The organism is Pectobacterium quasiaquaticum (genome assembly GCF_014946775.2).
Taxonomy (GTDB): domain Bacteria; phylum Pseudomonadota; class Gammaproteobacteria; order Enterobacterales; family Enterobacteriaceae; genus Pectobacterium; species Pectobacterium aquaticum.
Map to the genome: position 1 here is coordinate 1,781,540 of NZ_CP065177.1, position 18,816 is coordinate 1,800,355.

An 18,816-nucleotide genomic window follows, 5' to 3' on the forward strand; every position below is an offset into this window, starting at 1 on the left:
TCTGAATGTTAACATCAAAATATATCTGTATTAATCGATATGAAACCCATTTATCTTATTGCTACGCCACATCACTGATGTGGTTGCCACAAAAAGTGTGGTTTTATGCGTCACATCAGGGTCTCTCATCAGCACAATGGTGTTGTTAGCTTGCTAACGGCACCATTGTTCTATACGCCGCCAGACAACCTCTATAAAATATCACAACGATACAATAATTATTTGCTGCTTATTTAATGGAGGAATTATGTCTCAAGGGAATGCTGTGCCTGAAAAAGAACAACAGGGACGGCAAATCTATGATTACGAATACGGCCCTGTTCCTGCTGAAGCCAGAAAAAGTTGGTATGTTATCGCTTTAATATGGCTGGCAATGGGAATTGACATTTCGGGCCTATTTCTTGGCGCTTTCTTAAGCGGTGGGTTACCTTTTTCTCAGGCTGTTAGTGCCACGCTTATTGGTTCCGCCTTTTTAGGTGTGTTGGCAGCATTATGTGCTAACGTCGGTTATGGATGCGGATTATCAACAACGCTACTGAGTATCTCCGTTTTTGGACGCCTCGGTGGAAAGATCATCGGTATTTTCTCTGCTGTATCATTGATTGGCTGGTTTGCTTTTCAACTCGATTTTTTTGGCGTAATGCTGCAAAAATCATTGCTACATTATCAATTAGAACCTGGACGTTTTCTTATTTTGGTTTTCGGTATGGTGCTGATGATCTCTACCGCTATTTGGGGAGTTAGGGCATTGGGCAAACTGAGTATATTCAGCGTGCCATTAATGCTGATATTGATAATTACAGGTTTGGTTTTAGCCGCAAGTAATCATTCAGAAATACCGATTCCGATAATTAAAGCGCCAATTAGCATGGGAAGCGCTATCTCTTACGTAGTTTCTATCTGGATAGTATCTGCCGTGATGTCACCGGATATTGCTCGCTATGCCAAAACACGAAAAGATGCGCTTCTCGGCGCTGGTTTAGGATTCTTTTTAGGCAATAGCTCAACGATAGTAGTTGCACTCATTCTGACTCATCTGGCTGGTACAGAGGATCTCGTTGAAGTTTTCTTCAGTATCGGTTTGGGTATGTCTGCTATTGTGGTACTTATTTTTGCACAATGGACGACCAATAGTACCAACCTCGTCTCTGCATCGCTGGGGCTGTCCGTTGTTATTCGTACGCTATCTCGGCCAGTATTAGTTGTGCTAATGGCTATTGTCGGTTTGCTGTTAGCCTACAACGGTATGATTAATAACTTTACTCAATTCTTGTCACTACTCGGTGTACTGATTTCTCCTATCGCAGGTGTCTATCTCGTCGAATATTATTTTATTAAGTCCTCTCGTTTGCAGAAAAATGTATCAGAGGCATCACTCTTAAATATGGCGGCGGCTATATCTTGGTCACTCGGTAGTATTGTGAGCCTGTTGACCTCCCCCGACTTTTTCGATTTATTTACGATAAGCTCGATCTCTGCCCTGGATGGCGTAATTGTCAGTATGGCGATGTATATCGGCATACATAAATTTTTTCCTCAATTGGCAGATTGAACGTGTTATGCAGATAACACGAGATCTTGGGTAGGGTATGTCTCGTTATATTAATGCACAAACAATTGATGATATAGCACTAGGGGCCGCCGTTCTCGGTACAGGAGGCGGCGGCGATCCGTATGTAGGTTCTTTAATGGCAAAACACGCATTAAAAAATGCGGATAAGGTACCTATATTCGGTTTAGATGAAATTAAAGACGACGATATATTTGTTCCTTGCAGCATGATCGGTGCAACGACGGTTGTTGTAGAAAAGATCATGTCAGCGAGCCAATTCGTGCGGGCATTTGACGCGATGGAAAAGGCGCTTGATCGACCTATTACGGCGACCTTTCCCATCGAAGTCGGTGGCATCAATTCGTTAATACCGTTAGTGGTTGCGGCCGCAAAAGGGTTACCTGTTATCGATTGCGATGCGATGGGGAGAGCCTTTCCCGAAGCACAGATGGTGACTTTTTTTCTTGATGGTTTACCTTCGGCGCCCAATACGTTAGCTGATGAGAAAGGTAATACGGTTATTCTTAATCCCATTGATGGAATGTGGTCGGAACGGCTGGCCCGCTCAATTGTGGAGCAAATGGGCGCCGCTTGCGCGATGTGTGATTACCCCTTGCGCGGTAGCCAACTTAAGCGTAGCGCCATCAAAGGCACGCTGACACTAGCGCAGGATGTCGGAAGAATGCTTCGTCTGGCTCATAAGTCAGGCAGCCATCCGGTGCAGTCTCTACTCACAGTGTTGAACGGCCATATCGTTGCATCAGGGAAAATTGTTGATGTAGCACGGCGCACAGATGGCGGTTTTGCGCGGGGCAACGTGGTGCTGGATGGTATGGGGAACGATAAAGGCGAATCGTTTACGGTACTTTTTCAGAATGAGTTATTGTTGGCTTATCGTTCATCACAGGTGAAAGATCCTACGCAGGATAATCTGCTGGCTGTTGTGCCTGATTTAATTTCCATAGTAGATAGTGAAACCGGACGTCCGATCATCACGGAACATTTACGATATGGGCAGCGAGTCGATGTGATTGCCTATCCGTGCAATGACAAGTGGCGAACGCCAAAAGGGATTGACGTTGCGGGACCGGAGTATTTCGGTTATCCGGTGCAGTATGTACCGATAGAACTGCTTGCAAATCGCTGAGGCTTTCCCGATGTTACATAAAAATGATTACCGACTCGGGATTGATGTCGGCGGCACCAACACGGATGCGGCAATTTTAGATGCTAATCTACGCTGCATCGCGACGGCCAAATTTTCTACCAGCCTGGATATCTACAGCGGCATCGAACGGGTGATTGCGGAAGTATTGGCACAGTCTGGCATCGCACCGCAGCATATTCGCTATGCGATGTTGGGTACAACCCAATGTACCAATGCCATTGTTGAGCGGAAAGGGCTGGATCGCGTTGGATTATTGCGCCTGAGCCTGCCAAGTAGCGATAGCGTCCCGCCGCTGTGTGGCTGGGATGACGAGTGGCAAAGGGCGTTAGGCGAGCATTTCTACCAGATTCATGGCGGCTATGAATTTGATGGTCGAGAGATTCATTCTGTACTGCGAGATGAAGTGCTTGCAGTTTGTGACAAGATGCACGGCCATGTCGATAGCGTGGCTATCTGTGGCGTATTTTCCCCCGTAAACAATCAACAGGAACTGCAGGTTGCACAGTGGGTGAGTACGGCATTGCCAGCGGTTTCCGTGTCGCTATCCCACCGGATAGGCAGCACGGGATTACTGGAAAGGGAAAACGCGACCATCCTGAATGCGTCGTTGCAAAGCACCGCGAACCGTTTTGTTAACGGCTTTACGCAAGCGTTAGTGCGGCACGGTATCAAGGCTACGCCATTTTTCGGGCAAAACGATGGCACATTGATGTCCGAGAGTATGGTGAAGCAATACCCTATTCTGACGATGGCCTGTGGACCAACGAACTCGATTCGCGGGGCGTGCCACCTTTCTGGACTGGATAATGCGCTGATTATCGATGTTGGCGGGACGACGACAGATATTGGCGTGTTGGTGAATGGTTTCCCGCGTGAATCGGCAATTGCCGTTGAAGTCGGCGATGTACGGACGAATTTCAGAATGCCGGACATTATTTCTATCGGCATTGGCGGTGGAACCTGCGTTCGGCAGTCTCAGGATGGAAAACTTACCCTTGGGCCGGATAGTGTCGGCTATCGTCTGCTTGAACAGGGCCTCAGCTTCGGCGGTGAGACGTTAACGCTCAGCGACATCATGCTACAACTACATCGTGAACGATGGATTGCGGATCTTCCTCGTCCGCTACCCAAGCTGGATAATGCATTTTGTCAGCAGGCTTATCGTCAGATGATTGAGAAAGTGGAAAGCGCTATCGATCGGATTAAATCGTCAAGCACGGCTATTCCCGCAGTGCTTGTTGGCGGCGGCAGTATTTTGCTGCCTGACGTTTTATCCGGTGTCAGCCAGGTCGTGCGTCCGCAGAATTTTGATGCTGCTAATGCGGTGGGTGTGGCGTTAGGGGCGGTGGGCGCACAGATCGAACGTGTGGTTAAAATGCCGGATAACGATCGTGAAAAGATAAAAAGCGAATTGCAGCAGCAAACCATTGTGCTTGCCGAAGAGATGGGCGCTAGGGCAGGCAGCGTTGAAATCATCGATTATCAGGAAATCCCGTTGGCGTATCTGCCGGGGAATGCGGTACAGGTGAAAATCAAGGCAGCAGGGACTTTGGCTTAGCGCAGCGTATTAACACCGTTATGATATCTACCCGCTAAAATGTAAATAGCGCGCCCTGAGCGCGCTATTTTTCAGAAAACGTCAGAGGTTAGTACATGACCTTGTGACCGTAGCTTTCAAGAATCGATTTAACGCGATCCATCGTATCGGCCTTCGGCGGTTTAACGCCGTCTAATTTGTACTCTTCGCCCATCGCGATCCACTTGTGTTTACCAAGCTCATGGTAGGGGAGAAGCTCAATTTTCTCGATGTTCGTCATGTCTTTGGTGAATTCGCCCAGCTTATGTGCGGACGCATCATCATCAGACCAGCCGGGCACAACCACATAACGTATCCAGGTACGTTGGTTGCGCTTTGCCAGATAGCGAGCGAAATCCAGAGTACGGTGATTGGATACGCCAACTAAATTCTGGTGTATGTCGTCATTCATTTGCTTCAGGTCGAGCATCACTAAATCGCTGACGTCTAATAGCTCGTCAATGACGGGATCATAGCGGCGCACGAAGCCATTGGTGTCCAGACAGGTGTTGATACCTTCAGCCTTACAGGCACGGAACCAGTCGCGCACAAATTCGGCTTGGAGAATAGCCTCGCCGCCGGATGCCGTTACGCCACCGCCGGATGCATTCATAAAGTGGCGGTAGGTCACGACTTCTTTCATGAGTTCTTCAACCGTGACTTCCTTACCGCTGTGCGTATCCCAAGTATCACGGTTATGGCAATACAGGCAGCGCATCAGGCAGCCCTGAAAGAAGATGATGAAACGGATGCCTGGGCCATCGACGGTGCCACAGGATTCAAAGGAGTGGATGCGACCGATAAGTGACATTGCGAGGTTTTCTCCAAATTTGACCGAACAATAGCGGTCTTTATGAGCGCAGTCATAAGAAAGCAAGTATCACTCTGACAGGGATTGCTGACAGAAAAACACCGTATGACAGATGCTGCGTCGAATCTGTTTTGCGAGCCATCCACACGATGAGGGCAACATAGCGGGCTGGCAAAACAGGCTAACACCCTGAACGACAAGTGAGGGCGAGAAAAAGGCCCCACTGACGTGGAGCCTTTATTTTACGCCTTTTCAGACAGCCATGGAAATTAGATTGACTGTGTGAAAGTACGGGTGATGACGTCTTGTTGCTGTTCTTTCGTCAGTGAGTTGAAACGCACTGCGTAGCCAGATACGCGGATGGTCAACTGCGGATATTTCTCTGGGTTTTCCATCGCATCAAGCAGCATTTCACGGTTCATGACGTTGACGTTCAGGTGCTGACCGCCTTCGATGCTGGCTTCGTGGTGGAAGTAACCATCCATCAGGCCGGCAAGGTTAGCTTTACGCACATTGTCATCTTTACCTAACGCGTTAGGGACGATGGAGAAGGTATAAGAAATACCATCTTTCGCGTAAGCAAACGGCAGTTTAGCAACAGAAGTCAGAGAAGCCACGGCGCCTTTCTGATCGCGGCCATGCATTGGGTTAGCACCTGGTCCGAACGGCGCACCTGCACGGCGGCCATCTGGCGTGTTACCCGTCTTCTTACCATATACCACGTTAGAGGTGATGGTCAGAACAGACTGCGTTGGTGTTGCACCACGGTAGGTATTCAGTTTCTGAATTTTCTTCATGAAACGTTCAACCAGATCACAAGCCAGTTCATCTACGCGAGAATCGTTGTTACCGAATTGTGGATATTCACCTTCGATATCAAAGTCGATAGCCAAGCCATCTTCATCACGAATGGGTTTAACTTTGGCATATTTGATGGCAGACAGGGAGTCAGCAGCAACAGACAGACCCGCGATACCACACGCCATAGTACGGAACACGTCACGGTCATGCAGTGCCATCAGCGACGCTTCGTAGCTGTATTTGTCATGCATGTAGTGAATGATATTCAGAGCGGTGACGTATTGTTTAGCCAACCAATCCATGAAGTGATCCATACGCTCCATCACTTCGTCGAAGTTCAGAACGTCGCCTTTGATCGGGGCTGATTTCGGACCAACCTGCATTTTCAGTTTTTCGTCGACGCCGCCGTTGATCGCGTACAGCATAGTTTTCGCCAGGTTTGCACGCGCACCAAAGAACTGCATTTGTTTGCCAACGATCATCGGGCTTACGCAACAAGCAATCGCGTAGTCATCATTGTTAAAGTCAGGACGCATCAGATCGTCATTCTCGTATTGCAGAGAAGAGGTATCGATGGAGACTTTAGCTGCATAGTTTTTAAAGCTTTGCGGCAATTTTTCAGACCACAGAATGGTCATATTTGGTTCTGGAGACGGCCCCATGGTGTACAGGGTGTTCAGGAAGCGGAAGCTGGTTTTGCTCACCAGAGTACGACCATCCAGACCCATACCTGCCAGAGATTCTGTTGCCCAGATTGGGTCACCAGAGAACAGCTCATCATACTCAGGCGTACGCAGGAAACGCACCATACGTAGTTTCATGACCAGATGGTCAATCATTTCCTGAGCTTCTTCTTCAGTGATTTTACCTGCTTTCAGGTCGCGCTCAAGGTAGATATCGAGGAAGGTGGAGACGCGTCCGAAGGACATTGCCGCACCATTCTGTGATTTCACCGCAGCCAGATAGCCGAAGTAAGTCCACTGCACGGCTTCCTGAGCTGTCGCTGCTGGGCCAGAAATGTCACAGCCATATTTAGCGGCCATTTCTTTAATTTGGCTCAGCGCATGATGCTGGTCAGCAATTTCTTCACGTAGACGGATTGTTGCTTCCAGATCTTCGCCGTTTTCCAGTTTGGATTGCAGAGAAGTGAACTGGGCAAACTTGTCTTTCATCAGATAGTCGATACCGTACAGCGCAACGCGACGGTAGTCACCGATGATACGACCACGGCCGTAAGCATCTGGCAGACCAGTCAGAACGCCTGATTTACGACAACGCAGGATATCTGGAGTGTAAACATCGAACACGCCCTGGTTGTGCGTTTTGCGGTATTCGGTGAAGATTTTTTTCAGTTGAGGATCCAGTTCACGGCCGTAAACTTTGCATGAACCTTCAACCATTTTGATGCCGCCGAACGGAATTAACGCACGTTTCAGCGGAGCGTCAGTCTGCAGACCAACGATTTTTTCCAGACCTTTGTTGATGTATCCCGCGTCGTGAGACGTGATAGTTGCAGCAACATTAGTATCAAAATCAACAGGCGCGTGAGTACGGTTTTCCTGTTTGATGCCTTCCATAACGCTGTCCCACAGCGCTGAGGTCGCTTTAGTTGCGCCAGCCAGGAAAGACTCATCACCTTCATACGGCGTGTAGTTTTTCTGGATAAAGTCACGAACATTGACGTTATCCTGCCATTCACCTTTGCTAAAGCCTTGCCATGCATTGGCCAATTTTTCATTCAGCTCGGTCATTTTACACCTACCTTTGATATGGATTTCTTAAAACCCGACGTTGCGGCCGATTGCACCTTAGTGGTGCTTGTCTCCACCGCGCAAATAAATTACCCAATATGTCAAACCGACCATTACGCCACCGCCGATGATGTTCCCTAGGGTGACGGGAATCAGATTGTCGGTGATAAAGTGGCTAACGGTTAAATGTTCAAACTGAGACGGCACCATGCCAATGGCATCCCAGAATTCTGGGGTCGCAAAATTTTTGATAACGATGCCCATAGGAATCATGAACATGTTGGCGATACTGTGCTCAAAGCCGCTGGAAACAAACATGGCGACAGGCAGAATCATGGCAAACATTTTGTCTGTAAGCGTACGGCCGGAATAACTCATCCACACGGCCAGACAAACCAGCAGGTTGGCCAGAATACCCAGACACAGTGCTTCAACAAACGTGTGTTCAAGTTTGTGTTCAGCTGTTTTCAGGACGTTAAGCCCCCACGCACCGTTTGCGACCATATGCTCTCCCGAGAACCAGATAAGTCCAACGAAGAAAAGCGCGCCAATCAGGTTACCGACATAAACATTTGCCCAGTTACAGGCTAGTTGCTTCCAGGTAATACGTCCACTGGCTTTGGCAATCACGATGAGAACGGTTGAGGTAAACAAGTCTGCACCGCAGACGACCACCAACATGAGGCCAAGGGAGAAACAGATACCACCGATCAACTTCGCGATGCCGAAAGGAATCGTTGCGGTCCCCGTGGTAGCCGTAATATAAAAGACGAAGGCGATCGAAATAAACACCCCCGCAGTGATCGCTAAATAAAACGTCGTGTACGGTTGTTTGGTAGCTTTATAGACTCCGGCGTCTTCAGCAACTTTTGCCATAGCGGCCGGAAGTAATAGAGTAAAGGGGTTGTCAGCTTTCACACTAACTCTCTCTTAAAAATTATCAGCGTTGAGATACTAACAAAGCAGTATACGGTAAAATTTGACGTGGATCATATTGCAAGAAATTAACAGGTTGGTGGGGAGGGTGTAATACCGAGATTTTATGGTTAATTTATTGAATTTTATAATAAAAAAATATTTTAAATTTTACAAAAAGAGTTGAATGGCATACGTTAAACCTACCGATTTAGCGTTAATAAAAATCATGTTTTGTAGAATTTCAGTACCACCTTGTCGATGTAATTTAATTAAAAATTCACCATTCAATAACAATGTTCTAATTATACATTATGAATAATAAATATTGCCCTTTGGACAATAAAATAGCCCTTTAAGATAAAGGGCTATTTCTCGGTTGCTATTTGTACTCGATCGCACTCATCGATATAAAACGCGTGCTGGTTGCATCACTCTGGCATTATTTTGCTTGCCAATAACGACGTTTCGCCTGTTGCAGTTTTTCATAGGCAGCCAGCAGCGATTGGTGCGCAGGTAAAGAGCTAAAGGTGTCATCCACGGCAAACAGACCATAGAAGCACGTTTCGCCAGCAATGGCGGCGCTGGCGGCATCGACCGTCTCACTGCCGTACATTTTGGTAAAGGCGTCATAATATTCTGCTGGATCGCGCTCAGGTTCTTGCGCCAGTAACAGCAGCGTTTGCAGGCAACGGTAATAATTGCTGCGCTGTGCTGTAAAGACGGAGTCGTTGAAATCTTGCGTCCACTCTGTCCAGGTCAGCGCCTGATCCAGATCGCCGCCAGCCAGAGCCAGCATGGCTTTCAATTCGCCAACGCGCAGAGTGAGCCAGCCATTATCTTTGCCGGTGGCAATGCCAAGCAGCTCGCGTATGCGGGTGAAATCATCCAGACCTTCGTCATCCAACTGTTGCAACAGCGTCAGATAGTCTTCTTTTTCCCATTTGCTGTCAGGCAGCGCCAGCAGCGTGTCACGCAGGTGAGCACCCATGCTGTTATTGGCCAGTAACAGATCGTCGGCAGGGTAGATGTCCGACATTCCTGGCACGATGATGCGGCAGGCATAAACGGCCAGATGCTCATAGTCAGCAATGTAGACTTCTTTATCTTCCTGCTTGAAGATCGCCATCAATGTAGCGAATTCTTCCTCCGTCGACCCTTTAAAGCTCCAGTCGGCAAATTCATAATCCGCTGTTTTCTTGAACATATCCCAAGAGATCAGACCGCTGGAGTCGATAAAGTGGGTTTCCAGATTAGCGTGCTCGGCAACTTCTTCATCATCGAACGTCGGTGGGGTGAACACGTCCAAATCTTTCAGGCCACGGCCTTGCAGCAGCTCGGTAACGGTACGCTCCAGCGCCACGCCGAAGTCAGGGTGCGCGCCGAAGGAGGCAAAGCAGGTGCCGTTGGCGGGGTTAAACAACACCACGCAGATAACCGGATATTTCCCGCCCAGTGAGGCATCGTAAGAGAAAATCGGGAAACCTTCTTTTTCCAGCGTTGCAATCGCTTCGACCACGCCTGGGTAGCGGTTCAGCACCTCTTGCGGAATTTCTGGCAGGCTGATGGATTCGGAAATGATGCGGTTCTTGATGCTGCGCTCAAACACTTCAGACAGCCCCTGAACGCGGGCTTCGTTGGCGGTGTTACCTGCGGACATCCCGTTAGATACGTACAGGTTACCGATGATATTCATCGGGATATAAACGGTTTGCTGATCGGATTGACGGGTAAACGGCAGTGCGCAAATGCCTCTGTCGGCATTGCCAGATTGCAGATCGATCAGATCGCTGGCGCTCAGTTCCTGCTCAGGATCGTAAAACTGATGCAGACGGGCATCCAGAATACCTTCCGGTAGCGCATCATCTTCTGGAATCGGGAACCATTTTTCATTCGGGTAGTGAACGAAATCACCGTTGGCGATCGTCTTGCCGAGATAGAAGTCAGCGAAGAAATAGTTGGTGGACAGACGCTCGAAATACTCGCCTAACGCGGAAGCAAGTGCCGCTTTCTTACTGGCGCCTTTGCCGTTAGTGAAGCAGAGCGGGCAATCGCGGTCTCGAATATGGACAGACCAGACATTTGGCACCGGGTTCAGCCATGACGCTTCTTCGATGTTAAACCCCAGGTCTTGGAGCTGTTGTTGAAAACGGGCGATGGAATCTTCCAGGGCGGCGTCTTTGCCTGGGATAAACGTTTGAGTCATGGTGTTCACTCTTATCGAGATTAGCGGAAGCGGCATGATACGGATTTTTCTGCCCAGACTCTATTTATTCATAACAGATCGGCAACAGTGAAAAAGAACAGGCTGCGTAACGTGCCGTTTTGCATAATGAAAGCGCAATAAGCGTTGCAGCCGCGATTGACGAGTGATAAAACCGATAGCAGGGTAAAAGTAGTGTGGTTATGGCGGTTGTTCCGTTATAACTACTATCTTGTAACAGCGGTATTTTTATAACCGTCAGGTTTATAAAAATGGTATTTGTAACAACGGTGATAAAAAGAGCCGCTATTTTTCAGGTGTGGTGAGGGGAAATGACTCAGATTTTTAATTTTAGCGCCGGTCCAGCAATGCTGCCGGTTGAAGTACTGCGTCGTGCTGAACAGGAATTGTGTAATTGGAATGGCCTGGGTACATCGGTCATGGAAATCAGCCACCGCAGTAAAGAGTTTATGCAGGTTGCCGCTGAATCCGAACAAGATCTGCGTGATTTGCTGAAAATCCCCTCCAACTACAAAGTGCTTTTTTGCCACGGCGGCGCTCGTGCGCAATTTGCGGCAGTCCCATTAAATCTTCTGGGCGAACGTACCACGGCGGACTACATCGACGGCGGATATTGGGCGCACAGCGCAATCAATGAAGCAGAAAAGTACTGCACGCCTAACGTGATTGACGTGAAAACGCGTGTAGGCGATCTGCGCGGCATTAAGCCGATGCGTGAATGGAAATTGTCTGATGACGCGGCGTTTGTGCATTACTGTCCGAATGAAACCATTGACGGTATTGCGATCGAAGAAGAGCCGGATTTTGGCGATAAAATTGTGGTCGCCGACTATTCTTCCAGCATTCTGTCTCGCCGTATTGACGTCAGTCGCTATGGTGTGATCTACGCCGGTGCGCAGAAAAATATCGGCCCGGCCGGTCTGACGCTAGTCATCGTGCGTGAAGATTTGCTGGGCAAAGCGCGCCGTGAGCTGCCATCGATTCTGGATTATCAGGTTCTGGCGGACAATGACTCCATGTTTAACACGCCGCCAACGTTTGCCTGGTACCTGTCCGGCATGGTCTTCAAATGGCTGAAAGAGTACGGCGGTCTGGCTGAAATGGAAAAACGTAACCAAGAGAAGGCCGACCTGCTGTATAGCGCGATTGATGGTAACGATTTCTATCGTAATGACGTCGCGGTAGCGAACCGTTCTCGCATGAATGTGCCGTTCCTGCTGGCGGACTCTGCGCTGGATAAAGTCTTCCTGGAAGAATCCGTTGCTGCGGGTCTGCACGCGCTGAAAGGTCATCGCGTAGTGGGCGGCATGCGTGCTTCTATCTACAATGCGATGCCGCTGGAAGGCGTGAAAGCGCTGACGGAATTTATGGCTGACTTCGCGCGTCGCCACGGTTGATTAAGACCGCCCCTCGATACATTTTGATCAGCCCCGGACTTTCCGGGGTTTTTATGTCCACGTTGAAAGAATAGGCTTTACATGCAGGAATCCCTGACGCTACAACCCATCAAACTGATTAACGGTACCCTTAACCTTCCTGGCTCAAAAAGCGTCTCTAACCGTGCGCTTTTGCTGGCGGCCTTGGCTGAAGGAAAGACCCGGCTGACTAACCTGTTAGACAGTGACGATGTCCGCCATATGCTTACCGCTCTAACGGCGTTGGGAGTGGACTACCACCTGTCGTCTGACCGGACTGTGTGTGAGATTTCGGGGCTGGGTGGTGCGTTTACGGCATCGCAACCGTTGGAACTGTTTTTAGGGAATGCTGGTACCGCGATGCGTCCACTGGCTGCCGCACTGTGTCTGACCGATGGCGATATTGTGCTGACAGGCGAACCGCGGATGAAAGAGCGCCCAATCGGGCATTTGGTCGATGCACTGCGTCAGGGCGGGGCGAAAATTGACTATCTGGAGCAGGAAAATTACCCACCGCTTCGTCTGCACGGTGGTTTTCAGGGCGGCGAAATCAGCGTAGATGGCAGTGTATCAAGCCAGTTCCTGACTGCGCTGCTGATGACTGCGCCTCTGGCCGCGCAGGATACGCAAATCAGCATTCAGGGCGATCTGGTTTCCAAACCGTATATCGATATCACGCTGCATATGATGAAAGCGTTTGGTATTGAAGTGCGTCATGAAAACTATCAGCGATTCTTCGTGGCGGGTCGCCAGCAGTATCGCTCACCGGGTGACTATCTGGTGGAAGGTGATGCGTCATCAGCCTCTTACTTCCTGGCTGCCGCGGCGATTAAAGGCGGTGTTGTGCGTGTGACCGGCGTAGGCCGTAATAGCGTACAGGGCGACATTCGCTTTGCTGATGTGCTGGAAAAAATGGGAGCAACCGTGCGCTGGGGTGAGGATTATATTGAATGTGAACGCGGTGAGCTGCACGCGATCGACATGGATATGAATCACATTCCTGATGCTGCGATGACTATCGCGACGGCGGCGCTTTTCGCGCAGGGTGGTACTACCACGCTGCGTAATATCTTTAACTGGCGCGTGAAAGAAACCGATCGTCTGGCGGCAATGGCGATTGAGCTACGTAAAGTTGGCGCGGAAGTTGAAGAGGGTAATGACTACATTCGCATTACGCCGCCGACTAAGCTAAAAGTGGCAGAAATCGGCACGTACAACGATCACCGTATGGCGATGTGTTTCTCGCTGGTCGCGCTATCGGATACGCCAGTTACGATTCTGGATCCGAAATGTACGGCTAAAACCTTCCCGGACTACTTCGAACAGCTGGCACGCCTCAGCGAGCTAGCCTGATCTCTCTCTAAGGCACGGTTTCCGTGCCTTTTTTCTCTATCGATTTCTCCAAGCTACGCTCAGCATTTCTTCTGAAATTGCGTACCGCGTTCAGAAAATGTCTTATTTTTCGCGCCATTCCGGCATTGGGGTAACCTTTCTCTGTATTGATGCGTATAATGATGCTCCGTAATGCCATAAAACGGCATAAGCGGAACTTCCCAGTATTAAAGGAGAGAGAAATGGCGGTAATGGCACCGGTAATTACGGTTGACGGACCGAGCGGCGCAGGCAAAGGTACCTTGTGTAAGGCATTGGCTGAAGCTTTACAATGGAACCTGCTGGACTCGGGGGCTATCTATCGTGTTTTGGCTCTGGCGGCATTGCACCACCATGTGGATATCAGTTCGGAAGATGCGCTGGTTCCGCTGGCTTCTCATCTCGATGTGCGTTTTGTTGCAGAAGATGGGCAACTGAAAGTCATCCTGGAAGGCGAAGACGTTAGCCATGAAATTCGGACTGAAGCGGTAGGTAACACGGCGTCTCAGGCCGCGGCTTTTCCTCGCGTTCGTGAAGCATTATTACGTCGGCAGCGTGCATTTCGCGAGGCTCCGGGGCTGATTGCTGATGGCCGAGACATGGGAACGGTCGTCTTTCCTGATGCACCAGTGAAGATTTTTTTGGATGCCAGTGCGGAAGAACGCGCACAACGTCGCATGCTACAGTTGCAGGGGAAGGGCTTTAATGTTAACTTTGAACGTCTTTTGTCTGAGATAAAAGAACGGGATGAGCGCGATCGCAGCCGCCCCGTTGCGCCGTTAGTGCCTGCTGCCGATGCGTTGGTGCTGGATTCAACGGAAATGACGATCGATGAAGTGATAGCGCGCGCGTTGGCTTATGCCCGCGAAATTTTAGCGTAAGCACAAAAAACTAAATTTTTACCTCGCTGTAAGGATGCACAGCGGGGCATGTTAAACAACCCCATCGAGCAGGATGCCAGATGGACGTTAAATTGAAACCCTTAAGATTATCAAACATGACTGAATCTTTTGCTCAACTCTTTGAAGAATCCCTGAAAGAAATCGAAACCCGTCCTGGTTCCATCGTACGTGGTGTTGTTGTTGCTATTGATAAAGATGTCGTACTGGTTGACGCCGGTCTGAAATCTGAATCTGCCATTCCGGTAGAGCAATTCAAGAACGCACAAGGCGAACTGGAAATTCAGGTTGGTGATGAAGTTGACGTTGCTCTGGACGCTATCGAAGATGGCTTCGGTGAAACGCTGCTTTCTCGCGAAAAAGCTAAACGTCATGAAGCATGGCTGACGCTGGAAAAAGCTTACGAAGAAGCTGCAACGGTTACCGGTATTATCAACGGTAAAGTTAAAGGCGGTTTCACTGTTGAGCTGAACGGCATTCGCGCGTTCCTGCCAGGTTCTCTGGTAGACGTTCGTCCGGTTCGCGACACGCTGCATCTGGAAGGCAAAGAGCTTGAGTTCAAAGTTATCAAGCTGGATCAGAAACGCAACAACGTTGTTGTTTCCCGCCGTGCAGTTATCGAATCTGAAAACAGTGCTGAGCGCGATCAACTGCTGGAAAACCTGCAGGAAGGCATGGAAGTTAAAGGTATCGTTAAGAACCTTACTGACTACGGTGCATTCGTTGATCTGGGCGGCGTTGATGGCCTGCTGCATATCACTGATATGGCTTGGAAACGTGTTAAACACCCAAGCGAAATCGTCAATGTGGGCGACGAAATCACTGTTAAAGTGCTGAAATTCGACCGCGAACGTACCCGTGTGTCTCTGGGTCTGAAACAGCTGGGCGAAGATCCATGGGTCGCTATCGCTAAGCGTTATCCAGAAAGCACGCGTCTGACTGGCCGCGTAACCAACCTGACTGACTACGGCTGCTTCGTTGAAATCGAAGAAGGCGTTGAAGGTCTGGTGCACGTCTCCGAAATGGATTGGACCAACAAAAACATCCACCCATCCAAAGTTGTTAACGTTGGCGACGTAGTAGAAGTCATGGTTCTGGACATCGACGAAGAACGTCGTCGTATCTCTCTGGGCCTGAAACAGTGCAAATCTAACCCATGGCAACTGTTCGCAGAAACCCACAACAAGGGTGACCGCGTTGAAGGTAAAATCAAGTCTATCACTGACTTTGGTATCTTCATCGGTCTGGACGGCGGCATCGACGGTCTGGTTCACCTGTCCGACATCTCTTGGAACGTGGCTGGCGAAGAAGCCGTTCGCGAATTCAAGAAAGGTGATGAAATCGCCGCTGTTGTTCTGCAGGTTGACGCAGAGCGCGAGCGTATCTCCTTGGGTGTGAAACAACTGTCTGAAGACCCGTTCAATAACTACCTGTCTGTTAACAAGAAAGGTGCTATTGTTACTGGTAAAGTTACAGCAGTTGACGCCAAAGGTGCTACAGTTGAATTAGCCGACGGTGTTGAAGGCTATCTGCGTGCTTCTGACGCTTCACGTGACCGCGTTGAAGATGCAACTCTGGTATTGAGCGTTGGCGACAGCGTTGAAGCGAAATACACTGGTGTTGATCGTAAAAACCGCGTTGTTAGCCTGTCTGTTCGTGCGAAAGACGAAGCTGATGAGAAAGATGCAATCGCAACTGTTAACAACAAGCCGGAAGAAAACAATTTCTCCAGCGCGATGGCAGAAGCGTTCAAAGCAGCTAAAGGCGAGTAATCACTACGGTGGAATGAGCAACGTAAGTTGCTCATTCTTGTAACGGTAGTCAGTTATCCTGGTTATTGATAACCGCACTTGGAGGAGCTATGACCAAGTCTGAACTTATTGAAAGGCTTGCTGGACAGCAATCTCATATCCCAGCCAAAGTGGTTGAGGATGCAGTGAAAGAAATGCTCGAACAAATGGCTTCTACGCTAGCCGAAGGCGATCGTATTGAAATCCGTGGGTTTGGCAGTTTTTCACTTCACTACCGTGCACCGCGTGTAGGTCGTAATCCGAAAACGGGTGACAAAGTTGAGTTGGAAGGTAAGTACGTCCCTCACTTTAAGCCTGGTAAGGAACTCCGCGACCGCGCTAATATTTACGGCTAATCGTTAGTCTTAAATACCAGCCTTATAAAAGCACCCATCTCGGGTGCTTTTTTACATTTATCGCTCTTGTTCTCTCCAAACTTCCCACTATTGATGCTTCGAGCTGATTACTCATCAGAATGCGATCCCACGTAATACGCTTCCTTTTTGCCCTTCACGTTTCTAAGTGATCGCCAGCACACGAAATATGAATTTTTTGATTTTCAACTGCTTGGACGTTGACGTTTCTAATTTGATTGCCTATTTTTTATTCGTTACATTAACATTTCTAATGCGTTACCTCTAAATAAGGAAAGTGTATGAGTGAAGCGTGTGGCCATTCCGGTAACATAAGCTGTTCCTGCTGTAGCCCTCTGTGGAAATCATTTTTCCCCGATACGCCAGTTGAGATCCCTGAGGGGGAGAACAGTCTACATATTGAAACGAAGCTATTCCGTTCCGCACCAAATAAGGATGGGAGCCCTGGAGAAGCTATTCTGACGTTAGAGGATGGGAAGGAAGTTGCAGTTGAGGCCATGGGCATTCGTGACGGACTGGTGGTTGCGACGGGTTCGTATCAGGATGTGAAAGCCAAAATGCCGAAAAACACGTCTGAGCATCAATTATCAGGCAAACAAACGCTGTTACCGGGGTTGATTGAGCCGCATGTCCACATCACTAGCTCCGCGATGCTTTCTGGTATTGGTAATGATGTTAGCCCATTTGAAGAGCAAAAATTACGCAAAAGCTATAACCGTAGCTGGGTGATATCCCATCTACAGGAGAAGGCGTTACCGCATAAATCCGATAAATGGCTTATCGGATTTGGTGCTGATCCATCGCTGTTTGTTGAGGGAAATAAGGCATTTGATGCTGATGCTCTCGATAAAATCACGACACTCCAACCGGTATTTGTCCTCAATGCCTCGATGCATCTTGCTTATATCAATCATGCAGCGATTAAGTGTGTTAAAGACTATTATGCAGATAAACCACCCCTTGTCCCACCTATCAGCGAAAACGGTATCCTTAAGGAAATAGTTGGTATCCAGCCAGTGCTAAATGTCATGGTCAGTAGCTACCCTAAAACGGAATTGGCGGTAAAGCTCATTGCATCGATGAGCAAACTGTTTGCTTTGGCGAGTAAACGTGGCGTGACTTATATGCTCGATGCGGGTGTTGAACCAAAAGGCGATAAGCCTGGCTTCGATCAAGTTGGTTTTCTTGACAAATGGGCTCATCTTTCGATTTGTCCGGTGCGGATAGGCGGTGCGCTGATTGTTACGAGTAGTGAGGATTTTGAAAATAAAGTGGTGAATTATTACTCTCCGGGGTATGGAGATGAACACTTTCACTTGCCGTATATCAAGGTTATTTCAGATGGTTCAAACCAAGGGCTGACGGGGTATCAATCCACCCCGTACTGCTGTAATCACCTCTATGAAAAAACGCCGAGCGTGGATAATGTCGGTGCCTTCAACTTTGACCCATCCACTAATATCAATACGCTGGTGCAGAACGTTGTAGATAAAAACTGGTCATTGATGATTCATACTAATGGCGATGAAGCCATCAGGCTGACCTTAGCGTCTTTTAAACTGGCTGGCGTGACATCAGATACTTACGAACTGCGGCGGGATCGTTTGGAACATGCATCCCTGCTCACTGACGATCATCTTGTGGAAATGAAACAGCTCGGTATTTCCCCCAGTTTCTTAATTGGTCATGTGGGGTATTGGGGCTGGGCATTCCAGCAAACCATTCTGGGAGAGGATCGCGCTAATCACCTTGATCGCTGCCAATCCGCGATCAATCACGGGATGAGGATTACGCTACACAGCGATAATGGTGTTACACCGCTTGGCCCGCTGCGCATGATGGAACAGGCGATTTCTCGTGTTATGGAAGGCGCACCTCAACAGGTGACTCCCGCTGTGTTGCGCGAGCAAGAGCGGATTTCCCGTTTCGCAGCGCTTAAAGCCGCAACTTATGATGCCGCCTGGCAGTGTCATGCAGATCAATGGGTCGGATCGTTGGTCGCTGGTAAATGTGCTGATTTTATTATTCTGGCAGATTCCCCGCTGACCTATGATTCAGCAGATAAAAATAATCCTGTGAAAGGTATGCGTGATATTCCGGTTCTGGAAACCTGGAAAGGGGGGCGTAAGGTGTACTCAAGCTAACACGGCGATGTTGCCATCATAAAGC

General features: G+C 48.9%; 13 protein-coding genes. 9 read left to right on the forward strand and 4 right to left on the reverse strand.

The annotated features are described in order from the left end of the window. The first annotated feature begins 247 nt into the window (after nt 1–247). Genes IG609_RS08250 through IG609_RS08260 form a run of 3 tightly spaced genes read left to right on the forward strand, consistent with a single transcriptional unit; the run spans nt 248 to nt 4,278 of the window. Nucleotides 248–1,552, forward strand: coding sequence for a cytosine permease (locus IG609_RS08250; RefSeq protein ID WP_193397682.1), 1,305 nt, complete (start codon nt 248–250; stop codon nt 1,550–1,552). Between the two features lie 37 nt (nt 1,553–1,589). Further along, nucleotides 1,590–2,699, forward strand: a complete 1,110-nt coding sequence (locus IG609_RS08255; protein ID WP_193397683.1) for an S-methyl thiohydantoin desulfurase family protein — start codon at nt 1,590–1,592, stop codon at nt 2,697–2,699. A gap of 10 nt (nt 2,700–2,709) precedes the next feature. Beyond that, nucleotides 2,710–4,278, forward strand: a complete 1,569-nt coding sequence (locus IG609_RS08260) for a hydantoinase/oxoprolinase family protein (protein ID WP_193397684.1) — start codon at nt 2,710–2,712, stop codon at nt 4,276–4,278. An 88-nt stretch (nt 4,279–4,366) separates the two neighbouring features. Here IG609_RS08260 and pflA read toward each other — a convergent pair whose 3' ends face one another. The 4 genes from pflA to ycaO form a co-directional block, all read right to left on the reverse strand. Next, nucleotides 4,367–5,107, reverse strand: coding sequence for a pyruvate formate lyase 1-activating protein (pflA, locus tag IG609_RS08265; protein ID WP_039481380.1), 741 nt, complete (start codon nt 5,105–5,107; stop codon nt 4,367–4,369). Nucleotides 5,108–5,376: 269 nt separating this feature from the next. Beyond that, a complete protein-coding gene (gene pflB, locus IG609_RS08270) occupies nt 5,377–7,659 on the reverse strand; it encodes a formate C-acetyltransferase (RefSeq protein WP_116163454.1) in 2,283 nt (760 codons plus the stop codon). A gap of 57 nt (nt 7,660–7,716) precedes the next feature. Continuing rightward, nucleotides 7,717–8,577, reverse strand: coding sequence for a formate transporter FocA (gene focA / locus IG609_RS08275; RefSeq protein WP_116155638.1), 861 nt, complete (start codon nt 8,575–8,577; stop codon nt 7,717–7,719). Nucleotides 8,578–9,016: 439 nt separating this feature from the next. Continuing rightward, complete coding sequence (ycaO, locus tag IG609_RS08280) at nt 9,017–10,780, reverse strand: 30S ribosomal protein S12 methylthiotransferase accessory factor YcaO (RefSeq protein ID WP_193400445.1); 1,764 nt, start codon at nt 10,778–10,780, stop codon at nt 9,017–9,019. A 329-nt stretch (nt 10,781–11,109) separates the two neighbouring features. On the opposite strand from ycaO, the gene serC reads away from it, so the two are divergent. The 6 genes from serC (at nt 11,110) to IG609_RS08310 (ending at nt 18,791) form a co-directional block, all read left to right on the forward strand. Continuing rightward, the gene (serC, locus tag IG609_RS08285; RefSeq protein WP_116166440.1) at nt 11,110–12,195 is read left to right on the forward strand and encodes a 3-phosphoserine/phosphohydroxythreonine transaminase; all 1,086 of its coding nucleotides are present in this window, start codon (nt 11,110–11,112) and stop codon (nt 12,193–12,195) included. Nucleotides 12,196–12,276: 81 nt separating this feature from the next. After that, entirely contained in the window at nt 12,277–13,566 is a 1,290-nt protein-coding gene (aroA, locus tag IG609_RS08290; protein ID WP_102116265.1) for a 3-phosphoshikimate 1-carboxyvinyltransferase, read from the forward strand. Nucleotides 13,567–13,787: 221 nt separating this feature from the next. Beyond that, on the forward strand, nt 13,788–14,465 hold the full coding sequence (gene cmk, locus IG609_RS08295; RefSeq protein ID WP_102116266.1) for a (d)CMP kinase: 678 nt from the start codon (nt 13,788–13,790) through the stop codon (nt 14,463–14,465). A 116-nt stretch (nt 14,466–14,581) separates the two neighbouring features. After that, nucleotides 14,582–16,255 (forward strand): 30S ribosomal protein S1, encoded by a 1,674-nt coding sequence (rpsA, locus tag IG609_RS08300; RefSeq protein WP_095701896.1) that lies wholly within the window; start codon nt 14,582–14,584, stop codon nt 16,253–16,255. An 89-nt stretch (nt 16,256–16,344) separates the two neighbouring features. After that, entirely contained in the window at nt 16,345–16,629 is a 285-nt protein-coding gene (gene ihfB / locus IG609_RS08305; protein ID WP_005967571.1) for an integration host factor subunit beta, read from the forward strand. Between the two features lie 299 nt (nt 16,630–16,928). After that, nucleotides 16,929–18,791 (forward strand): amidohydrolase, encoded by a 1,863-nt coding sequence (locus IG609_RS08310; protein WP_193399359.1) that lies wholly within the window; start codon nt 16,929–16,931, stop codon nt 18,789–18,791. Nucleotides 18,792–18,816 lie beyond the last annotated feature (25 nt).

Excerpts from the sequence above, each read along its gene's own strand:
- pflB (WP_116163454.1), bottom strand. The coding sequence starts at position 7,659 with ATGACCGAGCTGAATGAAAAATTGGCCAATGCATGGCAAGGCTTTAGC.
- rpsA (WP_095701896.1), top strand. The coding sequence starts at position 14,582 with ATGACTGAATCTTTTGCTCAACTCTTTGAAGAATCCCTGAAAGAAATC.
- IG609_RS08260 (WP_193397684.1), top strand. The coding sequence starts at position 2,710 with ATGTTACATAAAAATGATTACCGACTCGGGATTGATGTCGGCGGCACC.
- IG609_RS08255 (WP_193397683.1), top strand. The coding sequence starts at position 1,590 with ATGTCTCGTTATATTAATGCACAAACAATTGATGATATAGCACTAGGG.
- serC (WP_116166440.1), top strand. The coding sequence starts at position 11,110 with ATGACTCAGATTTTTAATTTTAGCGCCGGTCCAGCAATGCTGCCGGTT.
- cmk (WP_102116266.1), top strand. The coding sequence starts at position 13,788 with ATGGCGGTAATGGCACCGGTAATTACGGTTGACGGACCGAGCGGCGCA.
- ycaO (WP_193400445.1), bottom strand. The coding sequence starts at position 10,780 with ATGACTCAAACGTTTATCCCAGGCAAAGACGCCGCCCTGGAAGATTCC.
- IG609_RS08250 (WP_193397682.1), top strand. The coding sequence starts at position 248 with ATGTCTCAAGGGAATGCTGTGCCTGAAAAAGAACAACAGGGACGGCAA.
- IG609_RS08310 (WP_193399359.1), top strand. The coding sequence starts at position 16,929 with ATGAGTGAAGCGTGTGGCCATTCCGGTAACATAAGCTGTTCCTGCTGT.
- aroA (WP_102116265.1), top strand. The coding sequence starts at position 12,277 with ATGCAGGAATCCCTGACGCTACAACCCATCAAACTGATTAACGGTACC.
- pflA (WP_039481380.1), bottom strand. The coding sequence starts at position 5,107 with ATGTCACTTATCGGTCGCATCCACTCCTTTGAATCCTGTGGCACCGTC.
- ihfB (WP_005967571.1), top strand. The coding sequence starts at position 16,345 with ATGACCAAGTCTGAACTTATTGAAAGGCTTGCTGGACAGCAATCTCAT.